This is a genomic window from Streptomyces sp. NPDC060002, assembly GCF_042737245.1.
Taxonomy (GTDB): Bacteria; Actinomycetota; Actinomycetes; order Streptomycetales; family Streptomycetaceae; genus Streptomyces.
Genome location: NZ_JBHWUW010000062.1, coordinates 25,566 through 43,069, shown reverse-complemented (window position 1 = coordinate 43,069; position 17,504 = coordinate 25,566). Strand labels below are relative to the sequence as shown.

The following is a 17,504-nucleotide window of genomic DNA, read 5'->3' as shown; positions in this document are numbered from 1 at the left end:
TCTTTTTGCGGGGTGACAACCTGTTTTACTATGCCCGGGGGCGCCCTGTTGGGTTTGGGCGGGTTTGGGGGGCGGGGGGGCCCCCCCGCCTCGGGGGCCCCCCCCTCCGCGTGTCTGTGTTCATACTGAGGCGTACGAAAGGTGTCGTTCAGGGAGCGTTGCTGAGTGTCGGAGGCGGAGGACCGCAAACCGCAGTCGGACGAGGCGAGGAGTGGCTTCGACCCCGAGATCACGTCCGAGTTCGCGATCCCGGCGGGGCTGGCCGTCCCCAGAACCGGCGGTGAGCCGGAGACCACGTCCGAGTTCGCCGTACCGAACGGACTGGACGTGGGCCCGCCGGCCGCCGGGGAGGGCGAGGGGTCGCAGTTCAGCCTGCCGAGCACGTACAGCGCCCGGGAGGCCCCGGCCGCCTTCACACCGCCCGACGGCGTGCCGGTGGTGAGCCTGATCAAGGACCTCCCCTGGCAGGACCGGATGCGCACGATGCTGCGGATGCCGGTATCCGATCGGCCCGCGCCGGAGCCGAGGCCCAAGGTGGAGGAGGGCGGCCCGGCCGTCCCGCGCGTGCTCGACCTGACCTTGCGCATCGGCGAGCTGCTGCTCGCGGGCGGGGAGGGCGCCGAGGACGTGGAGGCCGCGATGTTCGCGGTCTGCCGCTCCTACGGGCTCGACCGCTGCGAACCGAACGTCACCTTCACGCTGCTGTCGATCTCGTACCAGCCGTCTCTGGTGGAGGACCCGGTGACGGCGTCCCGGACGGTCCGCCGCCGGGGCACCGACTACACGCGCCTGGCGGCCGTCTTCCGGCTCGTGGACGACCTGAGCGACCCGGAGAGCCATCTCTCCCTGGAAGAGGCCTACCGGCGGCTCGCGGAGATGCGCCGCAACCGGCATCCGTACCCGACCTGGGTGCTGACGTCGGCGAGCGGGCTGCTCGCGGGCGCGGCCTCGGTGCTGGTCGGCGGTGACCTGGTCGTGTTCGTGGCGGCGGCGCTCGGCGCGATGCTCGGTGACCGGCTGGCGTGGCTCTGCGCGGGGCGCGGGCTGCCGGAGTTCTACCAGTTCCTGGTCGCCGCGATGCCGCCGGCCGCGATAGGCATCGCGCTCACGCTGGCGGACGTCGAGGTGAAGGCGTCCGCGGTCATCACCGGTGGGCTGTTCGCGCTGCTGCCCGGACGGGCGCTGGTGGCGGGCGTCCAGGACGGCCTGACCGGTTTCTACATCACCGCGGCCGCGCGGCTGCTGGAGGTCATGTACTTCTTCGTGGGCATCGTGGCGGGCGTGCTGGTGATGCTCTACGTCGGTGTGCAGCTCGGCGCGCATCTCAATCCCGACGCGGCCCTGGGCGTCACCGAGCGGCCGCTGTGGCAGATCGGCGCGTCGATGCTGCTGTCGTTGACCTTCGCGGTACTGCTTCAGCAGGAACGATCCACCGTGCTGGCCGTCACCTTGAACGGCGGTGTGGCGTGGTCGGTGTACGGCGCGATGCACTACGCCGGGGAGATCTCGCCGGTCGCCTCCACGGCCGTCGCGGCGGGCGTGGTGGGGCTGTTCGGGCAGTTGCTCTCGCGCTACCGGTTCGCCTCCGCCCTGCCGTACACGACCGCCGCGATCGGGCCCCTGCTGCCGGGATCGGCGACCTACTTCGGGCTGCTGGCCATCGCGCAGGACGAGCTGGACGCGGGGCTGGTGTCGATCACCAAGGCCGCGGCTCTGGCGATGGCCATCGCGATCGGTGTGAACCTCGGGTCCGAGATCTCGCGGCTGTTCCTGCGGATCGGCTCCGCCGAGAAGCGGCGGGCCGCCAAGCGGACGCGCGGCTTTTGAGAGGCGTCCTCCGAGGGGTGTCCTGCGACGCCCTTCGGAGGCGTGTTTCTAGTAGCCCTGGTTGTTGTTGTCGTACGGGTACCGGCTGTTCTGCTGGGCGCCGTACGGCTGCTCCTGCGGCTGCTGGGGCTGCTGGGGCTGCTGCCAGTCCTGGGGGTACTGCTGCTGTTGCGGGTACTGCTGCTGCTGGCCGTAGTAGTCGGTCTGGTGGCCCTGGTGCTGACCGTGGTTCTGTTGCTGGCCCTGGTACTGACCGTGGTTCTGGTTCTGGTTCTGGTTCTGGTCGTGGTGCCGCCCCTGGTTGCCGTACGGGTACTGCTCGTCGTGCTGGTCGATCCGGCGGAGCTGGGTCGTCGCGTCGTCCAATACCGGGGGCTGCTGCTGGTGGTGCTGGTGCTGCTGCCCCGGAGTCTGCGACGGGGTCTGCTGCGGGTTCTTCTTGGACTTCGAGCGGGCCCGCAGGAACTCGATGATGATCGGGACCACGGAGACGAGGACGATCAGGATGAGGATCGCTTCGATGTTCTTCTTGACGAAGTCGATGTTGCCCAGCCAGGAGCCCAGCAGGGTGACGCCCGCGCCCCACAGGACGCCGCCGATGACGTTGAAGACCAGGAAGGAGCGGTACCGCATGCCGCTGACGCCGGCGATGATCGGCGTGAAGGTGCGCACGATGGGCACGAAGCGGGCCAGGACCAGGGACTTCGGGCCGTACTTCTCGAAGAACTCGTGCGCCTTGGTGACGTTCTCCTGCTTGAAGAGCCGGGAGTCCGGCCGGTTGAAGAGCGACGGCCCGACCTTGTTGCCGAACATGTAACCCGCCTGGTCGCCCAGGATCGCGGCGACGCAGATCAGCGCGACCGCGCCCCACAGCGGGAAGTCCAGCTGGTTCGACGTGATCAGCAGGCCGGCGGTGAACAGCAGGGAGTCACCGGGCAGGAAGAACCCGATCAGCAGGCCGGACTCCGCGAAGACGATGAGCAACAGGCCCCAGAGACCGAAGTTGTCGAGCAGGTAATTGGGGTCCAGCCAGCTCGGTCCGAGGGCGATCGTCGTCACGGTTCCGGGCTCCTGATGGGTGGGGGAAGGTACGGCTTCCATGGTGCAGCCGCACAAAGCTATCAACGCAATGTGTGCGCCCCAGGTTCCACGGATGTCTCCGGGATGCACTGTGGGCCCGCTGGGACGAAGCTGTGAGCCATGGGCATCGAAGACTACGGCGGCGGGCAGGGCCCCGAGCCGGACGTACTGGTCGTCACCACGAACGACGCACCCGGGTTCCGGGTGCAGCAGGTCATCGGCGAGGTCTTCGGGCTGACCGTGCGCTCACGGCACCTGGGCAGCCAGATCGGCGCGGGCCTCAAGTCGATGATCGGCGGTGAGCTCAAAGGCTTGACGAAGACCCTCGTCGAGACCCGCAACCAGGCCATGGAACGCCTCGTCGAGCAGGCACGCGTGCGTGGAGCCAACGGCGTGCTGATGTTCCGCTTCGACGTGACGGAGGCGGCGGAGGTGGGCACCGAGGTGTGCGCGTACGGAACCGCGGTGGTCCTGGTCCGGGAGTAGCCCCGGAGCAGGACCCACAGGGACGGCCTTACGCCGCCTGCCGGGCCGCGTTCGTTGCGATCGCCTCCTTGAGGTGCTCGGCGAGGCCCGGCCGCATCGCGTCGTAGAACGCCTTGAAGCGCTCGTCGGAGACGTACATCTCCCCCAGACAGCGGTGCGTCTCGTACGAGCAGTCGTAGAACCACCTGCTGATGTGCTGCCGGTGTTCCTCGGCCATCCCCAGCGCGGCCTCGCCGGTGGGCGGCTCGCCGGCGGACATGAGGTCCTCGTAGCGCGCACCCCAGTCGGAGACCTCGTCCTGCATGCGCTTCCAGTCGTCCTTCGTGTAGCGGGCGGCGCGGCGCTGCGACTCCGCGTAGGCCTCCGTGCCGCCCCAGCGCTGCTCCGCCTCCTCGGCGTACCGCTCCGGGTCCTTGTCGCCGAAGACCTCGAACCTCTCCTCGGGCGTGAGGTGGATACCCATCTCGCGTGCCTCCATCGCGTGTTCCACGGCCGCGGCCATCTTCTGCAGCTGCTCGATCCGGACGGTCAGCAGTTCGTGCTGCCGGCGCAGGTGCGCGCGCGGGTCGGCCGCCGGATCGTCGAGCAGGGCCGCGACGTCCTCGAGCGGGAAGCCGAGCTCGCGGTAGAACAGGATCCGCTGGAGCCGGTCGAGGTCGGCGTCGTCGTAGCGCCGGTGGCCCGCGTGGCTGCGCCCGCCGGGGACGAGCAGGCCGATGTCGTCGTAGTGGTGCAGCGCGCGCACCGTGACACCGGCGAATCCGGCGACCTGTCCTACCGAGTAGCTCACTTCGTCCGCTCCTTCCTCCGTACGCGCTCCACGGTGCGTCCTCACGCCACGTGAGGTGCAAGGCCGATTCCCCCGCGTCCGCTCCCGTCCGGATGTCATGTCTGTTTTGCCCGCTTATCGTGAGCGCGTGGCCCAGGACACCGCGCAGCAGGCGCCCCTCCCTCCGGCGACCCCGGCACGCGCCCTGCTGCCGTCGATCCTGCCCGCTCTCGCCGTCGGCGTGCTGGCGAGCCTGCTGCTCCTGCTGGTGGAGGGGGTGGCCGAGCAGTTCGAGCACGTGCTGTGGCAGAACCTGCCGGACGCACTGGGCGTCGGCCGCTACTCGGTGCTGTGGATGCTCGTCGTGCTCACCGCGACCGGGGTGCTGGTGGGGCTGGTGGTGTGGAAGGTGCCGGGGCACGCCGGCCCCGATCCGGCCACGATGGGGCTGGACGCGCGCGTGCTGGCGCCGGGGGTCCTCCCAGGACTGCTGGTGGCGACCGTGCTGATGCTGGCGGGCGGGCCGAGCCTGGGCCCGGAGAACCCGATCATCGCGGTGAACGTGGGGCTCGCCGTCTGGCTGGGCCGCCGGCTCCGGCCGCGGGCGCCGGGCGCGTTGTGGGTGGTGCTCGCGGAGGCGGCGACCATCGGCGCGCTGTTCGGCACACCGGTGGCCGCGGCGCTGCTGATCTCCGAGGCGCTGGCGGGGCGGCAGACCGAGGGGCCGCTGTGGGACCACGTCTTCGCGCCGTTGGTCGCCGCCTCGGCCGGCGCGATGACGACCACTCTGGTGGCCCATCCGACCTTCGACCTCGATCTGCCGGTGCTCGGGGAGCCCGGGTGGGTCGATCTGCTGGCGGCTGTCGTGATCGCCGTGGTGGGCGCGCTGCTCGCCATGTGCGCCGTCTACGCCTTCCCGTACGTCCACGGCGCGTTCAGGCTGCTGCGGCACCCGATGGTGGCGCTGCCGGTCGGCGGACTCGTCCTGGGCCTGCTGGGGGCCCTGGGTGGCCATCTGACGCTCTTCAAGGGGCTGGACGAGGTCGGTGAGCTCGCGGCCGATCCCGAGGGCTGGTCGGCCGGGCAGTTCGCCACGATGACGGTGGTGAAACTGGCCGCGCTGCTCGTCGCCGCGTCCTGCGGTTTCCGGGGCGGGCGGATCTTCCCGGCCGTGTTCGTGGGCACCGCCCTCGGTCTCACCGCTCACGCGCTCGTGTCGGACGTCCATCCGTCGGTGGGCGTGGCGGCCGGGGTGCTGGGCGTGCTCCTGGCGATCACCCGGCAGGGCTGGGTGAGTCTCTTCGTCGCCGCCGTACTGGTCGCCTCGGCCTCGATCATCGCCCTGCTCTGTGTCGCCTCGCTGCCGGCCTGGCTGCTGGTGACGGGGCGGCCCCAGATGCAGTTGCACGCGGACGGAACTCCGGTCCGCTGACACCCGTTCGATCCTTCAGGAGGCACTCCATGCCGTTGCACAAAGGTCCCGCGAAGCCCGACGAGCGTCCCCTGTCCGTGAACCCCTTCTACGGTGAGGCGGATCCGGTCGGCGGCATGATCGAGGCGCCGCCCAAGCACCGGCTGCCGGACGGCCCGACGCCGCCGTCGACGGCGTACCAGCTGGTGCACGACGAACTGATGCTGGACGGCAACTCGCGTCTCAACCTGGCCACCTTCGTCACCACGTGGATGGAGCCGCAGGCCGGGGTGCTGATGGCGGAGTGCCGGGACAAGAACATGATCGACAAGGACGAGTACCCGCGCACCGCCGAGCTGGAGCGGCGCTGTGTGGCGATGCTCGCCGAGCTGTGGAACGCGCCCGATCCGTCGGCGGCCGTGGGCTGTTCGACGACCGGGTCGAGCGAGGCGTGCATGCTCGCCGGCATGGCGCTGAAACGGCGGTGGGCGCAGCGCAACGCCGACCGCTACCCCGGCGCCCGGCCGAACCTCGTGATGGGCGTCAACGTCCAGGTCTGCTGGGAGAAGTTCTGCAACTTCTGGGAGGTGGAGGCCCGTCTGATCCCCATGGAGGGGGACCGGTTCCACCTCGATCCGCAGGCCGCGGCCGAGCTGTGCGACGAGAACACCATCGGGGTCGTCGGCATCCTCGGCTCCACCTTCGACGGGTCCTATGAGCCGATCGCCGATCTGTGCGCGGCGCTGGACGCCCTTCAGGAGCGGACCGGCCTCGACATCGCGGTGCACGTCGACGGCGCGTCCGGCGCGATGATCGCCCCCTTCCTCGACGAGGACCTGGTGTGGGACTTCCGCCTCGCGCGCGTGGCGTCCATCAACACCTCGGGGCACAAGTACGGGCTGGTGTACCCGGGCGTGGGCTGGGCGCTGTGGCGGGACAAGGAGGCCCTGCCGGAGGAGCTCGTGTTCCGGGTGAACTACCTGGGCGGCGACATGCCGACCTTCGCCCTCAACTTCTCCCGGCCGGGCGCCCAGGTCGTCGCGCAGTACTACACGCTGCTGCGGCTGGGCCGCGCGGGCTACCGGGCGGTGCAGCAGACCACGCGGGACGTGGCCCGGGCCATCGCCGAACGCGTGGAGGCGCTCGGCGACTTCCGGCTCCTCACCCGGGGCGACGAGCTGCCGGTGTTCGCCTTCACGACGGCCCCGGGCGTGGACGCGTACGACGTCTTCGACGTCTCACGGCGGCTGCGCGAGAGCGGCTGGCTGGTGCCCGCGTACACGTTCCCGCCGAACCGGGAGGACCTGTCCGTCCTGCGGGTCGTGTGCAGGAACGGCTTCTCGGAGGACCTCGCCGACATGTTCGTGGAGGACCTGTCCCGACTGCTGCCGGAGCTCCGCCGGCAGTCGGGCCCGAACACACGGGACAAGAGCGCGGCGACCGGGTTCCACCACTAGTCGTCGGCTCAGCGGCTCATGCGGGTGAACTTCCGGACCGCCAGGGGGAAGAAGATCGCCAGCAGGGCCAGGGGCCAGGCGGTGGCCGCCCAGATGTGGGCCGGGTCGGCGCTTAGGCCGCCGAACAGGTCACGTACCGCTGTCGCCGTCCGCGACATCGGGTTCCATTCGACGGCCGTGCCCAGCCAGCCGGGCATGGAGGCGGGGGTGGCCAGGGCGTTGGAGAGGAAGCCGACCGGCCAGACCAGGATCTGGACGGCCTGCACCATCTCCGGTTTCCCGGCCACCAGCGCCAGGTGGATGCCGATCCACAGCATCGCGAAGCGGAAGAGGAGGAGCAGAGCCACCGCGGCCAGGAAGGCGCCCGGGCCGCCCTGGGGGCGCCAGCCGAGCGCGAGGCCGACGACGATCAGCACGGCCAGGCCCACGGCCGACTGGAGCATGTCGGCGGCCGAACGGCCCACCAGGACCGCGCCGTCGGCCATCGGCATGGCACGGAAGCGGTCGATGACGCCCTTGTTGAGATCCTGGGTGACGGCGAGCATCGTGCCCTCCAGGCCGAAGGCCATGGTGAGCGCGAGCATGCCGGGCATCAGATAGTCGAGGTAGTCGCCGCTCACCCCGCGGCCGCCGCCGACCAGGTAGCCGAACATCAGCAGCAGCATCACGGGGAAGACCAGACCGACGACCAGCCGGCCCGGCTGCCGTGCCCAGTGGGCGAGTTCGCGCCGGGTCATGGTCCAGGAATCGGTCAGTGCGTACGTACTCACACGGTCTCCTTCGTACGCGTCATGGTCCAGGAACCGGTCAGTGCGTACGTACTCACACGGTCTCCTTCGTGCGGTCGTCCTGCCCGGTCAGGTGCAGGAACACCTCGTCCAGCGTGGGGCGGCGCAGCGCCACGTCCTCCGCCTCGACGCCGGCCTCCTCCAGGGCGCGGACGACGGCGGAGAGGGCGGCCATGCGGTCGGTGACCGGGGCGCTGAGCAGGCGGCGGTCGGGGTCGACGGTGACGTCCCGCTCGGGCAGGGGCAGCAGCGCGAGGGCCGCGCCCAGGTGGCCCGCGTCGCGCAGGACGACGTCGATGCGGTCGCCGCCCGTCAGCGCCTTCAGTTCGTCCGCCGTGCCGTCGGCGATCACGTGGCCCCGGTCGACGACGGAGATCCGGTCGGCGAGCTGATCGGCCTCCTCCAGGTACTGGGTGGTGAGCACGACCGTCGTGCCGCCGCCGACCAGTGAGCGGACCGCAGACCACACCTCGGCGCGCCCGCGCGGGTCGAGGCCGGTGGTCGGCTCGTCCAGGAAGAGCACCTCCGGGTCGGTGCCGTGCCGGTTGCCGATGAGGGAGGCGGCCAGGTCCAGGCGGCGGCGCATGCCTCCGCTGAAGGCGCGGACCGGCTTGCGGCCGGTGGCGGTGAGGTCGAAGCGCTCCAGGAGCTCGTCGGCGCGCACGCGCGCGTGGCGGGCGCCGAGGTGGTGGAGGCGGCCGAACATCTCCAGGTTCTGGCGGCCGCCCAGCTCCTCGTCGAGGGCGGCGTGCTGGCCGAGCAGACCGATGCGCGGGCGGACCTCCCTGGCCTGGCGAACGACGTCGTGGCCGGCCACCTCGACGCGTCCGGAGTCCGGCCGCAGCAGCGTGGACAGGATCCTGACCAGGGTCGTCTTGCCCGCGCCGTTCGGCCCGAGCACCCCGTGCACGGTGCCCCGGGCCACCGTGAGGTCGAGCCCGTCCAGTGCGTGTGTGTCGCCGTACCTCTTGCGTACGCCTTCGACGGTGATCGCCGTGCCGGCCATGAAAGTCCCCCGCTCCTTCGCTGATCCCGCTGACTAATCAAACTTGACTACCGACTCAAAGTATCTCCGCGGATGCGAGTCGTCAAACTTGATTAGCGGGCGTCCCCCGGATGCCGTTCATCCGTCGCGTACGGGTTCTCCTCGCCCTCCGCGAGGACGCCGACGAACGGCTCGCCCTCCCCCGCGAAGGTGTACGCGCCCCGCTCGATCCGCGCGATCAGGCCCTGTGTCCACGCGGCCTCGGCGTCGGCCGTGTGAAGCCAGAGGTTCATGATCTCCCCGATGTGGCCCAGCTGCTCCGGCCCGTCCTCGGGGACGTAGTGCCCGGTGACGGCGGTGCGCCACTCCTCGATGCCGTGGATGCGCTCCTTCAGCAGCGACACGGCCTCCGCGCGCGGGAGGTCGACCACGAAGCCGATGGCCGCCGACTTCACGTCCGTCTTCTGGTCGTAGGAGGTCAGCGCGTCGCGCAGCAGCCTGAAGTACTCCTCGGTGCCGGTCTCGGTGATCTCGTACTCGGTGCGCGGCGGGCCGCCCGCGGTGGACGGGGCCGTCTCGTGCTCGCGCAGCAGCCCCTGCTTCGCCATCTGCTTCAGGGCGTGGTAGATCGAGCCCGGCTTGGCGTTGGACCACTCATGCGCGCCCCAGTACTCCAGGTCGCCGCGCACCTGGTAGCCGTGGGCCCGCCCGTGCTGACGCACGGCGCCCAGCACGAGAAGACGGATCGCTGACATGCGCCCAGGTTATGGCGTGGCGGACATGCGCCCGTCAGGCAGGGCACATGTCCGCCGGTGCTGCCGGAGGGACGCCTCTCAGGGCGTCGGGCGGCTCAGAACGGGAAGCCGCTGCGGCCGTGCTGGACCGAGATCCACTTCGTGGTGGTGAAGGCCTCCAGGGTCGTCTCGCCGTTGAGGCGGCCGACGCCGGAGCTCTTCTCGCCGCCGAAGGGGACGATCGGCTCGTCGTGGACGGTGGCGTCGTTGACGTGGAACATGCCGGTGACGATCTGCTTGGCGAAGGCGACGCCCCGCTCGATGTCGGCGGTGTGGACCGCGCCGCTGAGGCCGTACGGCGTGTCGTTGGCGATGCGGACCGCCTCCTCCTCACCGTCGAAGGTGTTGATGAAGACGACCGGTCCGAAGACCTCCTGCTGGAGCAGGGCGGAGTCGACGGGCAGGCCGGCCAGCACGGAGGGCTCGACGAGGTTGTCGGTGGTCGTGCCGTGCAGCAGGGCGGTCGCGCCCTCGGCGATCGCCTGCTCGACGGCGCCGGTCACGGCCTCCGCCTGCTGGGAGTTGATCACCGGGCCGATGGCGGTCTGCGGGTCGCGCGGGTCGCCGGCCTTGAGGGTCTTCACCTTGGCGACGAACTTCTCGGTGAACTCGTCCGCCAGCGAACGGTCGACCAGGATGCGGTTGGCGGCCATGCAGACCTGGCCCTGGTGGACGAAGCGGCTGAAGACGGCCGCGTCGACCGCGTAGTCGACGTCGGCGTCGTCGAGGACGACGAAGGCGCTGTTGCCGCCGAGTTCGATGATCGACCGCTTGAAGTGCGAGGCGGCGACGGTGGCGACATGACGGCCGACCTTGTCGGAACCGGTGAAGGAGATGACCCGCGGGATCGGGTGCTCCAGGAAGGCGTCGCCGATCTCGGCGATGTCGGTCACCACGACGTTCAGCAGGCCCGGGGGCAGACCGGCGTCCTCGAAGAGCTTGGCGATCACGGTGCCGCCGGCGATCGGGGTGTTCTGGTGCGGCTTGAGCACCACGCCGTTGCCGAGGGCCAGCGCGGGGGCGACGGACTTCAGCGACAGCAGGAAGGGGACGTTGAACGGGCTGATCACACCGACGACGCCTACCGGCTCCCGGTAGACGCGGTTCTCCTTGCCGTCGATCGGCGAGGGCAGGATGCGGCCCTCGGGACGCAGCGCCAGGTGGATCGACTCGCGCAGAAACTCCTTGGCGAGGTGCAGCTCGAAGGCGGCCTTGCCGAAGGTGCCGCCGGCCTCGGCGACGAGGACCTCGCTGATCTCCGCCTCGCGCTCCTCGACCAGCCGCAGCACCTTCTCGAAGACCGAGCGGCGGGCATAGGCGTTGGTCGCGGCCCACTGCTTCTGGACGCGGGCGGCGGCCCGGTAGGCGTCGTCGACTTCCTCGACGGTGGCTATGGTGATCGAGGCCAGCTTCTCGCCGTCGTAGGGGTTGAAGTCGATGATGTCCCAGGACCCCGTCCCTGGACGCCACTTACCGTCGATGTACTGCTGAGCCAGGTCCGTGAAGTAGGACGACATGTGCTCCCTCAATCCCCTGCTGCGATCGGCTGCGATCGATCGGCGTCACGATCTGATCACACGTCATCGTACGGGTGTTTCAAAGGAGTTGGGGCAGTTCCCGGAGCGTCCTAGGGGAATCCCTAGGACGCTCACCAGGACAGCTGGATCAGTCCGCGCAGGAGGTCCCGGCTCTCGTCCGGTCCGGGGCTGTCCTGCTGGAGCTCCTTCAGCGCCTGCTCGTACTGCGCGACGTCCTCACGCTTGTCGAGGTACAGGGCGCTCGTGAGCTGCTCCAGGTAGACGACGTCCTGAAGGTCGGACTCCGGGAAGCTCAGGATGGTGAAGGCGCCTGACTCGCCGGAGTGCCCGCCGAAGCTGAACGGCATCACCTGGAGCCGCACGTTGGGGCGCTCGGAGATCTCGATCAGATGCTGGAGCTGCCCGCGCATCACCTCGCGGTCGCCGTACGGCCGGCGCAGCGCCGCCTCGTCGAGGACGATGTGGAAGTCGGGGGCGCTCTCGGCGACGAGGTACTTCTGCCGCTCCAGACGCAGCGCCACCCGCCGGTCGATGTCGGCCGCGCTCGCACCCTTCATGCCCCGGCTGACGACCGCGTGGGCGTACGCCTCGGTCTGGAGCAGGCCGTGCACGAACTGGACCTCGTACGCCCGGATCAGCGCGGCCGCGCCCTCCAGGCCGACGTAGGTGGGGAACCAGTTGGGCAGGACATCCGAGTAACTGTGCCACCAGCCCGCCACGTTGGCCTCACGGGCGAGTCCGACGAGCGCCTGGCGCTCGGTGTCGTCCGTGATGCCGTACAGGGTCAGCAGGTCTTCCACGTCCCGGGTCTTGAAGCTCACCCGGCCCAGTTCCATCCGGCTGATCTTCGACTCCGAGGCCCTGATCGAGTATCCCGCCGCCTCGCGCGTGATGCCGCGTGCCTCACGCAGTCGCCGTAGTTGCGAACCGAGCAGCATCCGCCGCACCACCGATCCGGGCTCTCCCGCGCTCACGTTCGCCAGCCTCCCCAACCGTCTTAGGGGCCGCAGTCTGCCACTAAAACACTTCGAGCAGTACTCGTCTGATTACAGATATGGAAAGAAGACAAAGGATACGTACAGCGCGATGCGAGGGAACAGTGAGGGGAAAGCAAGAGAAGTGGCTCTGATGGGCGAGAAGTTGGCGGAAAAAATGGCCAAGAAGCGGTACGGGCGGGTCCATTTCGGTCACGTGCACGTGCATCTGCCCTTGCATCCGCAGTGCGCATCGGAAACCATGGTCTCGCGCCACCGCTGCATCGCAACGACCGCGAATCCCGGGAGTGCCTCGCATGGGGACGAATGGATCGACCATGCTCGAGCCGTTACGGCAGGGCCTTCCGCCGCTTGACCCTGCGGCCGTGTCCAACGCCGCCTCGTGTGCACTGCCAGCCCGCTTCGAAGCGGTGCGCGAGGCACGGCAGTTCACCAAGCGGACCCTCGGCCAGTGGGACGTCGGCGACCGTTTCGACGACGTCTGTCTGGTCGTCTCGGAGCTGGTGACCAACGCACTGAGACACGGAGTGTCCTCCGACGACGTTCCGCATGTGCAGGACCGGCGGCATCCGCCCGTTCGGCTGCACCTGATGCGGTGGACCGAGCGGCTCGTGTGCGCCGTGCGGGACCCCAGCCGTGGGAGTCCGCTGCCCCGCGAGAGCGACGACTTCTCGGCGGAGTCGGGCCGCGGCCTGTTCCTCGTCGACTCCTTCGCCGACGGCTGGGGCTGGCACCCGCTCTCCGGCAGTCTGGGCGGCAAAGTCGTCTGGGCGCTCTTCCGGCTGCACACGCCTGCCGAATGACGAACCGCGGCGCGCTCTGACGCCGCGGTTCTACGCGCGTTGCCAACCGTTTTCACGGGACATTTCCGAAATCCGGGTGCGCGCGGCGGAGAAGCGGAGGAGAGGGCGAGGACGTCGAGGGACGTCAGCTCGCGATCAGGTGGTCGAACTCGCCGTCTTTGATGCCGAGCAGCATCGCCTCGATCTCCGCGCGGGTGTAGACGAGTGCGGGACCGTCGGGGAAGCGCGAGTTGCGCACGGCCACGTCACCGCCCGGCAGCCGTGCGAACTCGACGCAGGAACCCTGCGAGTTGCTGTGCCGGCTCTTCTGCCAGGCAACCCCGTACAGCTGTGTGGCCGTCATGCCGTTGTGCACGTCGTGCCCCCCGTCAACGTGGTGGTCCACAGGTCGCTCCCTGGTGGTGCACTGGCTCGTGTGGCCATTGGTGCCGTGGTCAACTGTCCCGGATCATAACCCCGTTCATATGCATCCGCATGAGCAGATGCACGTGCACGCCGGGTGCTTGCCTGGTTACAGCTTTGACGCCCGCTTTACCCGGCGTTCCGCCCCGCACATCGGGGTCAGCGGTCGGCGTCAGGTCCACATGAAAAAGTCGTCCGGATCGAACCACTCGTGCACTAGGAACAGACGCGTGGCACGGCCGTCCTGTTCCGTCGACCGGGGAACGGATCGGCTGCCGGGGGCCGGCGCGGGGCGGTGGGGCCGTCCCGAAGGAAGCGGTTCCGGCGGATGCCCGTCATCCGCTCGGCACGGTAGGAGGTCCCTCCGGATGTGGCTCCTCCCGGTGCGCGTCGGTGACGCAGGGTGGCGGGCGGTGAGGCGGCCCGGCACGCCTCCGGCATCCCGCCGGCCACCGAAACCCCCCGACACCTGTCCGTCCGAGGACGGCGCGGCCGGTCCGTCGTCCCCGCCCGGAACCGGAACACCGCGGGCGACGACGGTCGACGGCGACAAGCCGCCACCCCCGCACAGGACGGTGAAGTCGGTCGCGAGGGCGGGACGGGGGCGGCCCGACGCGGTAGCGACGACTCGGCTGACTGTCGGACCGACGGCTGCTTCGGACGGCCAGGGCGAGTAGACGCCCCAGGTGAATCCGCTCGTACAGGTGAGGGCCGGGCCATACGGAGTCGGCGGGGCCGGAAGTACGGATGGAACCGCTCCCGGGCGGGGCGTGAGTAGACGCGGAGGACGCGTACAGGACAGGCGCGGGAGGGGGTTGCGGCGGCCCGGCGCGAGCGGTGGAGCGGAGTACCCGCACCGGCCCGGCGCGGACGATGCCCGGGGGTGGGGCCCGGGGCGGGGTGAGGCCCCGGGCGGGGTGGGGTAGCGGTGGAGCGGAGTACCCGCACCGGCCCGGCGCGGACGATGCCCGGGGGTGGGGCCCGGGGCGGGGTGAGGCCCCGGGCGGGGTGGGCCGAGCTGAAGGAGATCATCCGGCGGCCGTCGTCGGCGGAGACCGAACGGCAGGCGGCTCAGCGGGAGTTGCGCGCCCAGCCGCGGGACGCGAGCGCGACGCGCGTACGCAACCGGGACCAGGTGGACGGGCGCCCGCGCGGGTACTTCCGGACGTTCGGGCTGTCCCTGGTGAGGGTGCGGGAGCAGGCCCACGCGGGGCATCTGCCCGGGGTCCGGAAGTCGTCCTGGTAGGTCACAGGCCACCCCCAGTGTTCTGCCGGGGCTTGCTGGTAGCTTGCTGCGGTCCCCTACCGGTCCGTACGGCCTCACGGTCCGTGCGGTCGACCCGGCCGGCCGGCTACAGCTTGGGAGCTTGCAGTGACTTCGGCGATCTTCTCGCGGGGCGCGTCACGTCGGCCGGTGCGGGCCACGGCCGTTGCCGTGGCCGCCACGCTGGCGGGCGTACTCGTGCTGACGGGGTGCGGTGACGACGGAGGGTCCGACGACGGCTCCTCGGCGACGCCCACGACGGCGACCGGGGGCACGAGCGGCGCCACGGACTCCGCGTCCGCCTCGACCTCCGTCTCCGCCTCCGGCGAGCTGGAGGGCAGTTGGCTCGCCACTACGGACGGCAAGGCCGTCGCCCTGATCATCACCGGGAAGCAGGCCGCCCTCTTCGTGACCGGCGGGACCGTGTGCAGCGGGACCGCCGGCGAGGAGGCGGGCATGCAGATGATCCACCTCAAGTGCACCAGCGGAAAGGGCGACCGGACGACCGGCATGGTCGACTCCGCCGATGCGAAGTCCCTGAAGGTCACCTGGTCGGGTGCGGTCGGCAAGGAGACGTTCGCCAAGGCGGAGGCCGGCCAGTGGCCGTCGGGGCTGCCGACACCCGGCCTCGGGTAGTCCCGGAGTCCTGAGGTCCCGGAGGCCTGGAGGCCTGGAGGCCTGGAACGCCCCGGACGCCCCGGACGCCCCGGACGCCCCGGACAGCGAAGCGGTCACGAGAGCGGGGGCGCGCGACACGTGCACGCACGCGTGCGTGATGATCCTTCGAGCACCGTCACGAAACCCTAGGGATCACTCATGCGCGCCGTTCCCCTCACCGTCACCGCTCTCGCGGCGGCTCTGCTCCTCACCGCCTGCGGCGGCGGGGACGACAGCGGTTCCGACACCGACGAGAGCAAGGCCGCCGGATCGACCGGCGCCACCGGCACCACCGGAACCACCTGCGCCGCCGGCGACCTCGGCCAGGAGGTCGGGCCCGTCAACGCCGCTCCCGCCGCCGGTGACAGCGGCAATGTCACCGTCACGCTCACCAACAAGGGCGCGGAGTGCGTCCTGGACGGCTTCCCCACGGTCGAACTCACCGCCGACAGCGGCTCCGCGACCGTGCCGAAGGACGAGGCCGCCGAGGCGCAGGCGCTGACCCTCCCGGCGCAGGGCACCGCCACCTTCACGATCACCTACGTACGCGGCGAGGGCGGCGGCGACGGCCTCGCCGTCAAGACGGTGAAGTACGGCCTGCCGGGCGGCTCGGCCGACCAGAGCTTCCCCTGGTCCTACGGCGATGTCGCCCTCAAGAGCGAGAAGGTTCCGGACGCGACGGTGAGCGCCTTCCAGCAGGCGGGCGACTGATCCACCGGATACCGGGCCCCCGCCGAGGGTGCGCCACGGCAACCTGGGATGTCCCGGCCAACCGGGGGTGCCACAGCAGCCGGAGCTGCCACGACCCCACCGGGGACGTCACGGCAACAGGGGTGCCACGGCCAACCGGGGGTGCCACGGCAACCGGACGTGCCACGGCCTGCCGGGGTGTTACGGCAGTCGGGGCCGGGATCGCATCCGGGCCCGGTCCGCCGCTTCGGCGCCCTCGGTCCAGCCCGCCTCGTCGTTGACTCCGCGCAGGCGGGTGGAGACCGTCTCGGGGAACATCCGGTCCGTCGCGGCGGTGACCGCGACCTCGCGGGAGGCGAGGACCGGCAGCAGTTCGTCGGTCACCTGGGTCTCGGCGGCGGCGGTGACCTCGCCCAGACGGGCGCCGATGCGGTGGGCGTAGGCGGCGAGGAAGGACTGCCGGAAGGTCTTGGTCCGCCTGCGGCCGCCGGCCCGCTGGGCCGCCTCCGCCTTCGCCATCGCGGACTGCGCCTGCACCAGCAGCGAGGTGTAGAGCAGCTCCACCGCCTCCAGATCGGCCTCGAAGCCGACGACCGTGGAGAAGGCGAAGGGTTCGTTCCACACCGCCCGGCAGTGGTTCGCGTCGGCGACCGCGTTCAGCAGCACCGCCTTGGCCTGCTCGTACGGCGGCTCGACCCCGATCCGGCAGGCGCCCGGCGCGTCCGGAGCCGGGGCCTGGGCGTCGAGCAGCGCCTCGTCGACGCTGTGCCGGGCCATCAGCTCCTGCGCCTTCGCCGTGAGCGCCTCCGCCTCCTGCGGAAACCCGGTCGCCTCGGCCTTGGCGAGCAGCGCGCGGATGCGGGTGAGCATGCGGGAGTGCGAGCCCGGGCGGGACTGCCGGTGCGGTGCGGGTTCCTGGAGGGGTTCGAGAGCGGGCAGGCGCAGCAGCAGGCGGTAGAGCTCCAGGACCGTGGTGGCGTGCGAGAAACGGTCGGTGACGGGCGCGGGCGCAGTGTCGGCGGACAGCTCCGCCAGCTGGGCCGCCCAACGCCGCCCGCGCGCGCGGTCGTCGCGTGCCTGCGTGCGGATCAGCTCCGTCACCAGGCCCACGTGGACGTCGTCCAGCTCGCGCCGTACGAAACGTACGAGGTCGGCGGGCTGCCAGCCCCGCCGCCAGGCCACCGCCACGAACTCCGCGCCCTGCCGCACCAGTTCGGCGTCCGCCGCGCGGTCGGCGGCGAGGAGCGAGGCGCCGGTGTCGAGGGTGGCGTCGGCGGTGTCGTAGAGCGCGGCCCGGAAGGCGCGTTCGACGGTGCCGGACGCGCCGCCGGACGGGCCGCCGGACGAGTCATCGCTCGGGCCGCCGGACGAGTCGCCGCTCGGGCCGCCGGACGAGTCGCCGCTCGGGCCGTCGCTCGGGCCGCCGCTCGGGCCGTCACTCGGGCCGCCGCTCGGGCCGCCGCTCGGGCCGTCACTCGGGCCGCCGCTCGGGCTGCTGTGGTCGGTGCTGCTCACCGGTCGATCGTGTCACGGAGCGCGGCGCCGAAGCCCACGGGAG

Annotated in this window: 16 protein-coding genes and 1 pseudogene; 8 read left to right on the top strand and 9 right to left on the bottom strand. The window is 70.7% G+C overall.

Features of this window, described 5'->3' with window-relative positions; genetic code table 11:
• The first annotated feature begins 165 nt into the window (after positions 1–165).
• Positions 166–1,827, top strand: coding sequence for a threonine/serine exporter ThrE family protein (locus ACFWBD_RS35405; protein WP_385676224.1), 1,662 nt, complete (start codon positions 166–168; stop codon positions 1,825–1,827).
• Between the two features lie 48 nt (positions 1,828–1,875).
• Here the strand turns inward: ACFWBD_RS35405 and ACFWBD_RS35400 are convergent, their stop codons facing one another.
• Complete coding sequence (locus ACFWBD_RS35400) at positions 1,876–2,886, bottom strand: DedA family protein (RefSeq protein WP_385676221.1); 1,011 nt, start codon at positions 2,884–2,886, stop codon at positions 1,876–1,878.
• Positions 2,887–3,027: 141 nt separating this feature from the next.
• On the opposite strand from ACFWBD_RS35400, the gene ACFWBD_RS35395 reads away from it, so the two are divergent.
• Positions 3,028–3,393 (top strand): YbjQ family protein, encoded by a 366-nt coding sequence (locus tag ACFWBD_RS35395; RefSeq protein WP_385676218.1) that lies wholly within the window; start codon positions 3,028–3,030, stop codon positions 3,391–3,393.
• A 28-nt stretch (positions 3,394–3,421) separates the two neighbouring features.
• Here the strand turns inward: ACFWBD_RS35395 and ACFWBD_RS35390 are convergent, their stop codons facing one another.
• Positions 3,422–4,183 carry a MerR family transcriptional regulator gene (locus ACFWBD_RS35390; protein ID WP_385676215.1) on the bottom strand — a complete coding sequence of 254 codons (762 nt, stop codon included), beginning with the start codon at positions 4,181–4,183 and terminating at the stop codon, positions 3,422–3,424.
• A gap of 127 nt (positions 4,184–4,310) precedes the next feature.
• Here ACFWBD_RS35390 and ACFWBD_RS35385 point away from each other — a divergent pair, with 127 nt between their 5' ends.
• Both ACFWBD_RS35385 and ACFWBD_RS35380 read left to right on the top strand, forming a co-directional pair.
• Positions 4,311–5,594, top strand: coding sequence for an ion channel protein (locus tag ACFWBD_RS35385; RefSeq protein WP_385676212.1), 1,284 nt, complete (start codon positions 4,311–4,313; stop codon positions 5,592–5,594).
• Between the two features lie 29 nt (positions 5,595–5,623).
• Complete coding sequence (locus ACFWBD_RS35380) at positions 5,624–7,030, top strand: glutamate decarboxylase (RefSeq protein ID WP_385676209.1); 1,407 nt, start codon at positions 5,624–5,626, stop codon at positions 7,028–7,030.
• Positions 7,031–7,038: 8 nt separating this feature from the next.
• Here the strand turns inward: ACFWBD_RS35380 and ACFWBD_RS35375 are convergent, their stop codons facing one another.
• The 5 genes from ACFWBD_RS35375 to ACFWBD_RS35355 form a co-directional block, all read right to left on the bottom strand.
• Positions 7,039–7,800 (bottom strand): ABC transporter permease, encoded by a 762-nt coding sequence (locus tag ACFWBD_RS35375; protein WP_385676206.1) that lies wholly within the window; start codon positions 7,798–7,800, stop codon positions 7,039–7,041.
• A 52-nt stretch (positions 7,801–7,852) separates the two neighbouring features.
• Positions 7,853–8,824 (bottom strand): ATP-binding cassette domain-containing protein, encoded by a 972-nt coding sequence (locus ACFWBD_RS35370; protein ID WP_385676203.1) that lies wholly within the window; start codon positions 8,822–8,824, stop codon positions 7,853–7,855.
• A 92-nt stretch (positions 8,825–8,916) separates the two neighbouring features.
• A complete protein-coding gene (locus ACFWBD_RS35365) occupies positions 8,917–9,558 on the bottom strand; it encodes a PadR family transcriptional regulator (protein WP_385676200.1) in 642 nt (213 codons plus the stop codon).
• A 95-nt stretch (positions 9,559–9,653) separates the two neighbouring features.
• The gene (locus ACFWBD_RS35360) at positions 9,654–11,114 is read right to left on the bottom strand and encodes an aldehyde dehydrogenase family protein (protein ID WP_385676197.1); all 1,461 of its coding nucleotides are present in this window, start codon (positions 11,112–11,114) and stop codon (positions 9,654–9,656) included.
• Between the two features lie 131 nt (positions 11,115–11,245).
• Positions 11,246–12,073: a helix-turn-helix transcriptional regulator gene (locus tag ACFWBD_RS35355; protein WP_351764882.1), complete on the bottom strand. Its 828-nt coding sequence runs from the start codon at positions 12,071–12,073 to the stop codon at positions 11,246–11,248.
• 353 nt (positions 12,074–12,426) lie between these two features.
• Here ACFWBD_RS35355 and ACFWBD_RS35350 point away from each other — a divergent pair, with 353 nt between their 5' ends.
• Positions 12,427–12,933 carry an ATP-binding protein gene (locus ACFWBD_RS35350; protein WP_385676194.1) on the top strand — a complete coding sequence of 169 codons (507 nt, stop codon included), beginning with the start codon at positions 12,427–12,429 and terminating at the stop codon, positions 12,931–12,933.
• 124 nt (positions 12,934–13,057) lie between these two features.
• On the opposite strand, the gene ACFWBD_RS35345 is transcribed toward ACFWBD_RS35350, so the two are convergent.
• Positions 13,058–13,276, bottom strand: a complete 219-nt coding sequence (locus tag ACFWBD_RS35345) for a DUF397 domain-containing protein (protein ID WP_052183895.1) — start codon at positions 13,274–13,276, stop codon at positions 13,058–13,060.
• Positions 13,277–14,347: 1,071 nt separating this feature from the next.
• Here ACFWBD_RS35345 and rpsN point away from each other — a divergent pair.
• From rpsN to ACFWBD_RS35330, 3 genes and pseudogenes are all read left to right on the top strand, one after another.
• Positions 14,348–14,581: pseudogene (rpsN, locus tag ACFWBD_RS35340) on the top strand (30S ribosomal protein S14); the annotation flags it as partial.
• Between the two features lie 126 nt (positions 14,582–14,707).
• Positions 14,708–15,235 carry a hypothetical protein gene (locus ACFWBD_RS35335; RefSeq protein ID WP_385676191.1) on the top strand — a complete coding sequence of 176 codons (528 nt, stop codon included), beginning with the start codon at positions 14,708–14,710 and terminating at the stop codon, positions 15,233–15,235.
• 180 nt (positions 15,236–15,415) lie between these two features.
• Complete coding sequence (locus ACFWBD_RS35330; RefSeq protein ID WP_385676188.1) at positions 15,416–15,967, top strand: DUF4232 domain-containing protein; 552 nt, start codon at positions 15,416–15,418, stop codon at positions 15,965–15,967.
• 180 nt (positions 15,968–16,147) lie between these two features.
• On the opposite strand, the gene ACFWBD_RS35325 is transcribed toward ACFWBD_RS35330, so the two are convergent.
• Positions 16,148–17,461 (bottom strand): DUF2786 domain-containing protein, encoded by a 1,314-nt coding sequence (locus ACFWBD_RS35325; protein WP_385676186.1) that lies wholly within the window; start codon positions 17,459–17,461, stop codon positions 16,148–16,150.
• Positions 17,462–17,504 lie beyond the last annotated feature (43 nt).

Coding starts and splice junctions, on each gene's coding strand:
- ACFWBD_RS35395 (WP_385676218.1), top strand. CDS start 3,028: ATGGGCATCGAAGACTACGGCGGCGGGCAGGGCCCCGAGCCGGACGTA.
- ACFWBD_RS35380 (WP_385676209.1), top strand. CDS start 5,624: ATGCCGTTGCACAAAGGTCCCGCGAAGCCCGACGAGCGTCCCCTGTCC.
- ACFWBD_RS35370 (WP_385676203.1), bottom strand. CDS start 8,824: ATGGCCGGCACGGCGATCACCGTCGAAGGCGTACGCAAGAGGTACGGC.
- ACFWBD_RS35365 (WP_385676200.1), bottom strand. CDS start 9,558: ATGTCAGCGATCCGTCTTCTCGTGCTGGGCGCCGTGCGTCAGCACGGG.
- ACFWBD_RS35360 (WP_385676197.1), bottom strand. CDS start 11,114: ATGTCGTCCTACTTCACGGACCTGGCTCAGCAGTACATCGACGGTAAG.
- ACFWBD_RS35355 (WP_351764882.1), bottom strand. CDS start 12,073: ATGCTGCTCGGTTCGCAACTACGGCGACTGCGTGAGGCACGCGGCATC.
- ACFWBD_RS35350 (WP_385676194.1), top strand. CDS start 12,427: ATGGGGACGAATGGATCGACCATGCTCGAGCCGTTACGGCAGGGCCTT.
- ACFWBD_RS35345 (WP_052183895.1), bottom strand. CDS start 13,276: ATGACGGCCACACAGCTGTACGGGGTTGCCTGGCAGAAGAGCCGGCAC.
- ACFWBD_RS35330 (WP_385676188.1), top strand. CDS start 15,416: ATGCGCGCCGTTCCCCTCACCGTCACCGCTCTCGCGGCGGCTCTGCTC.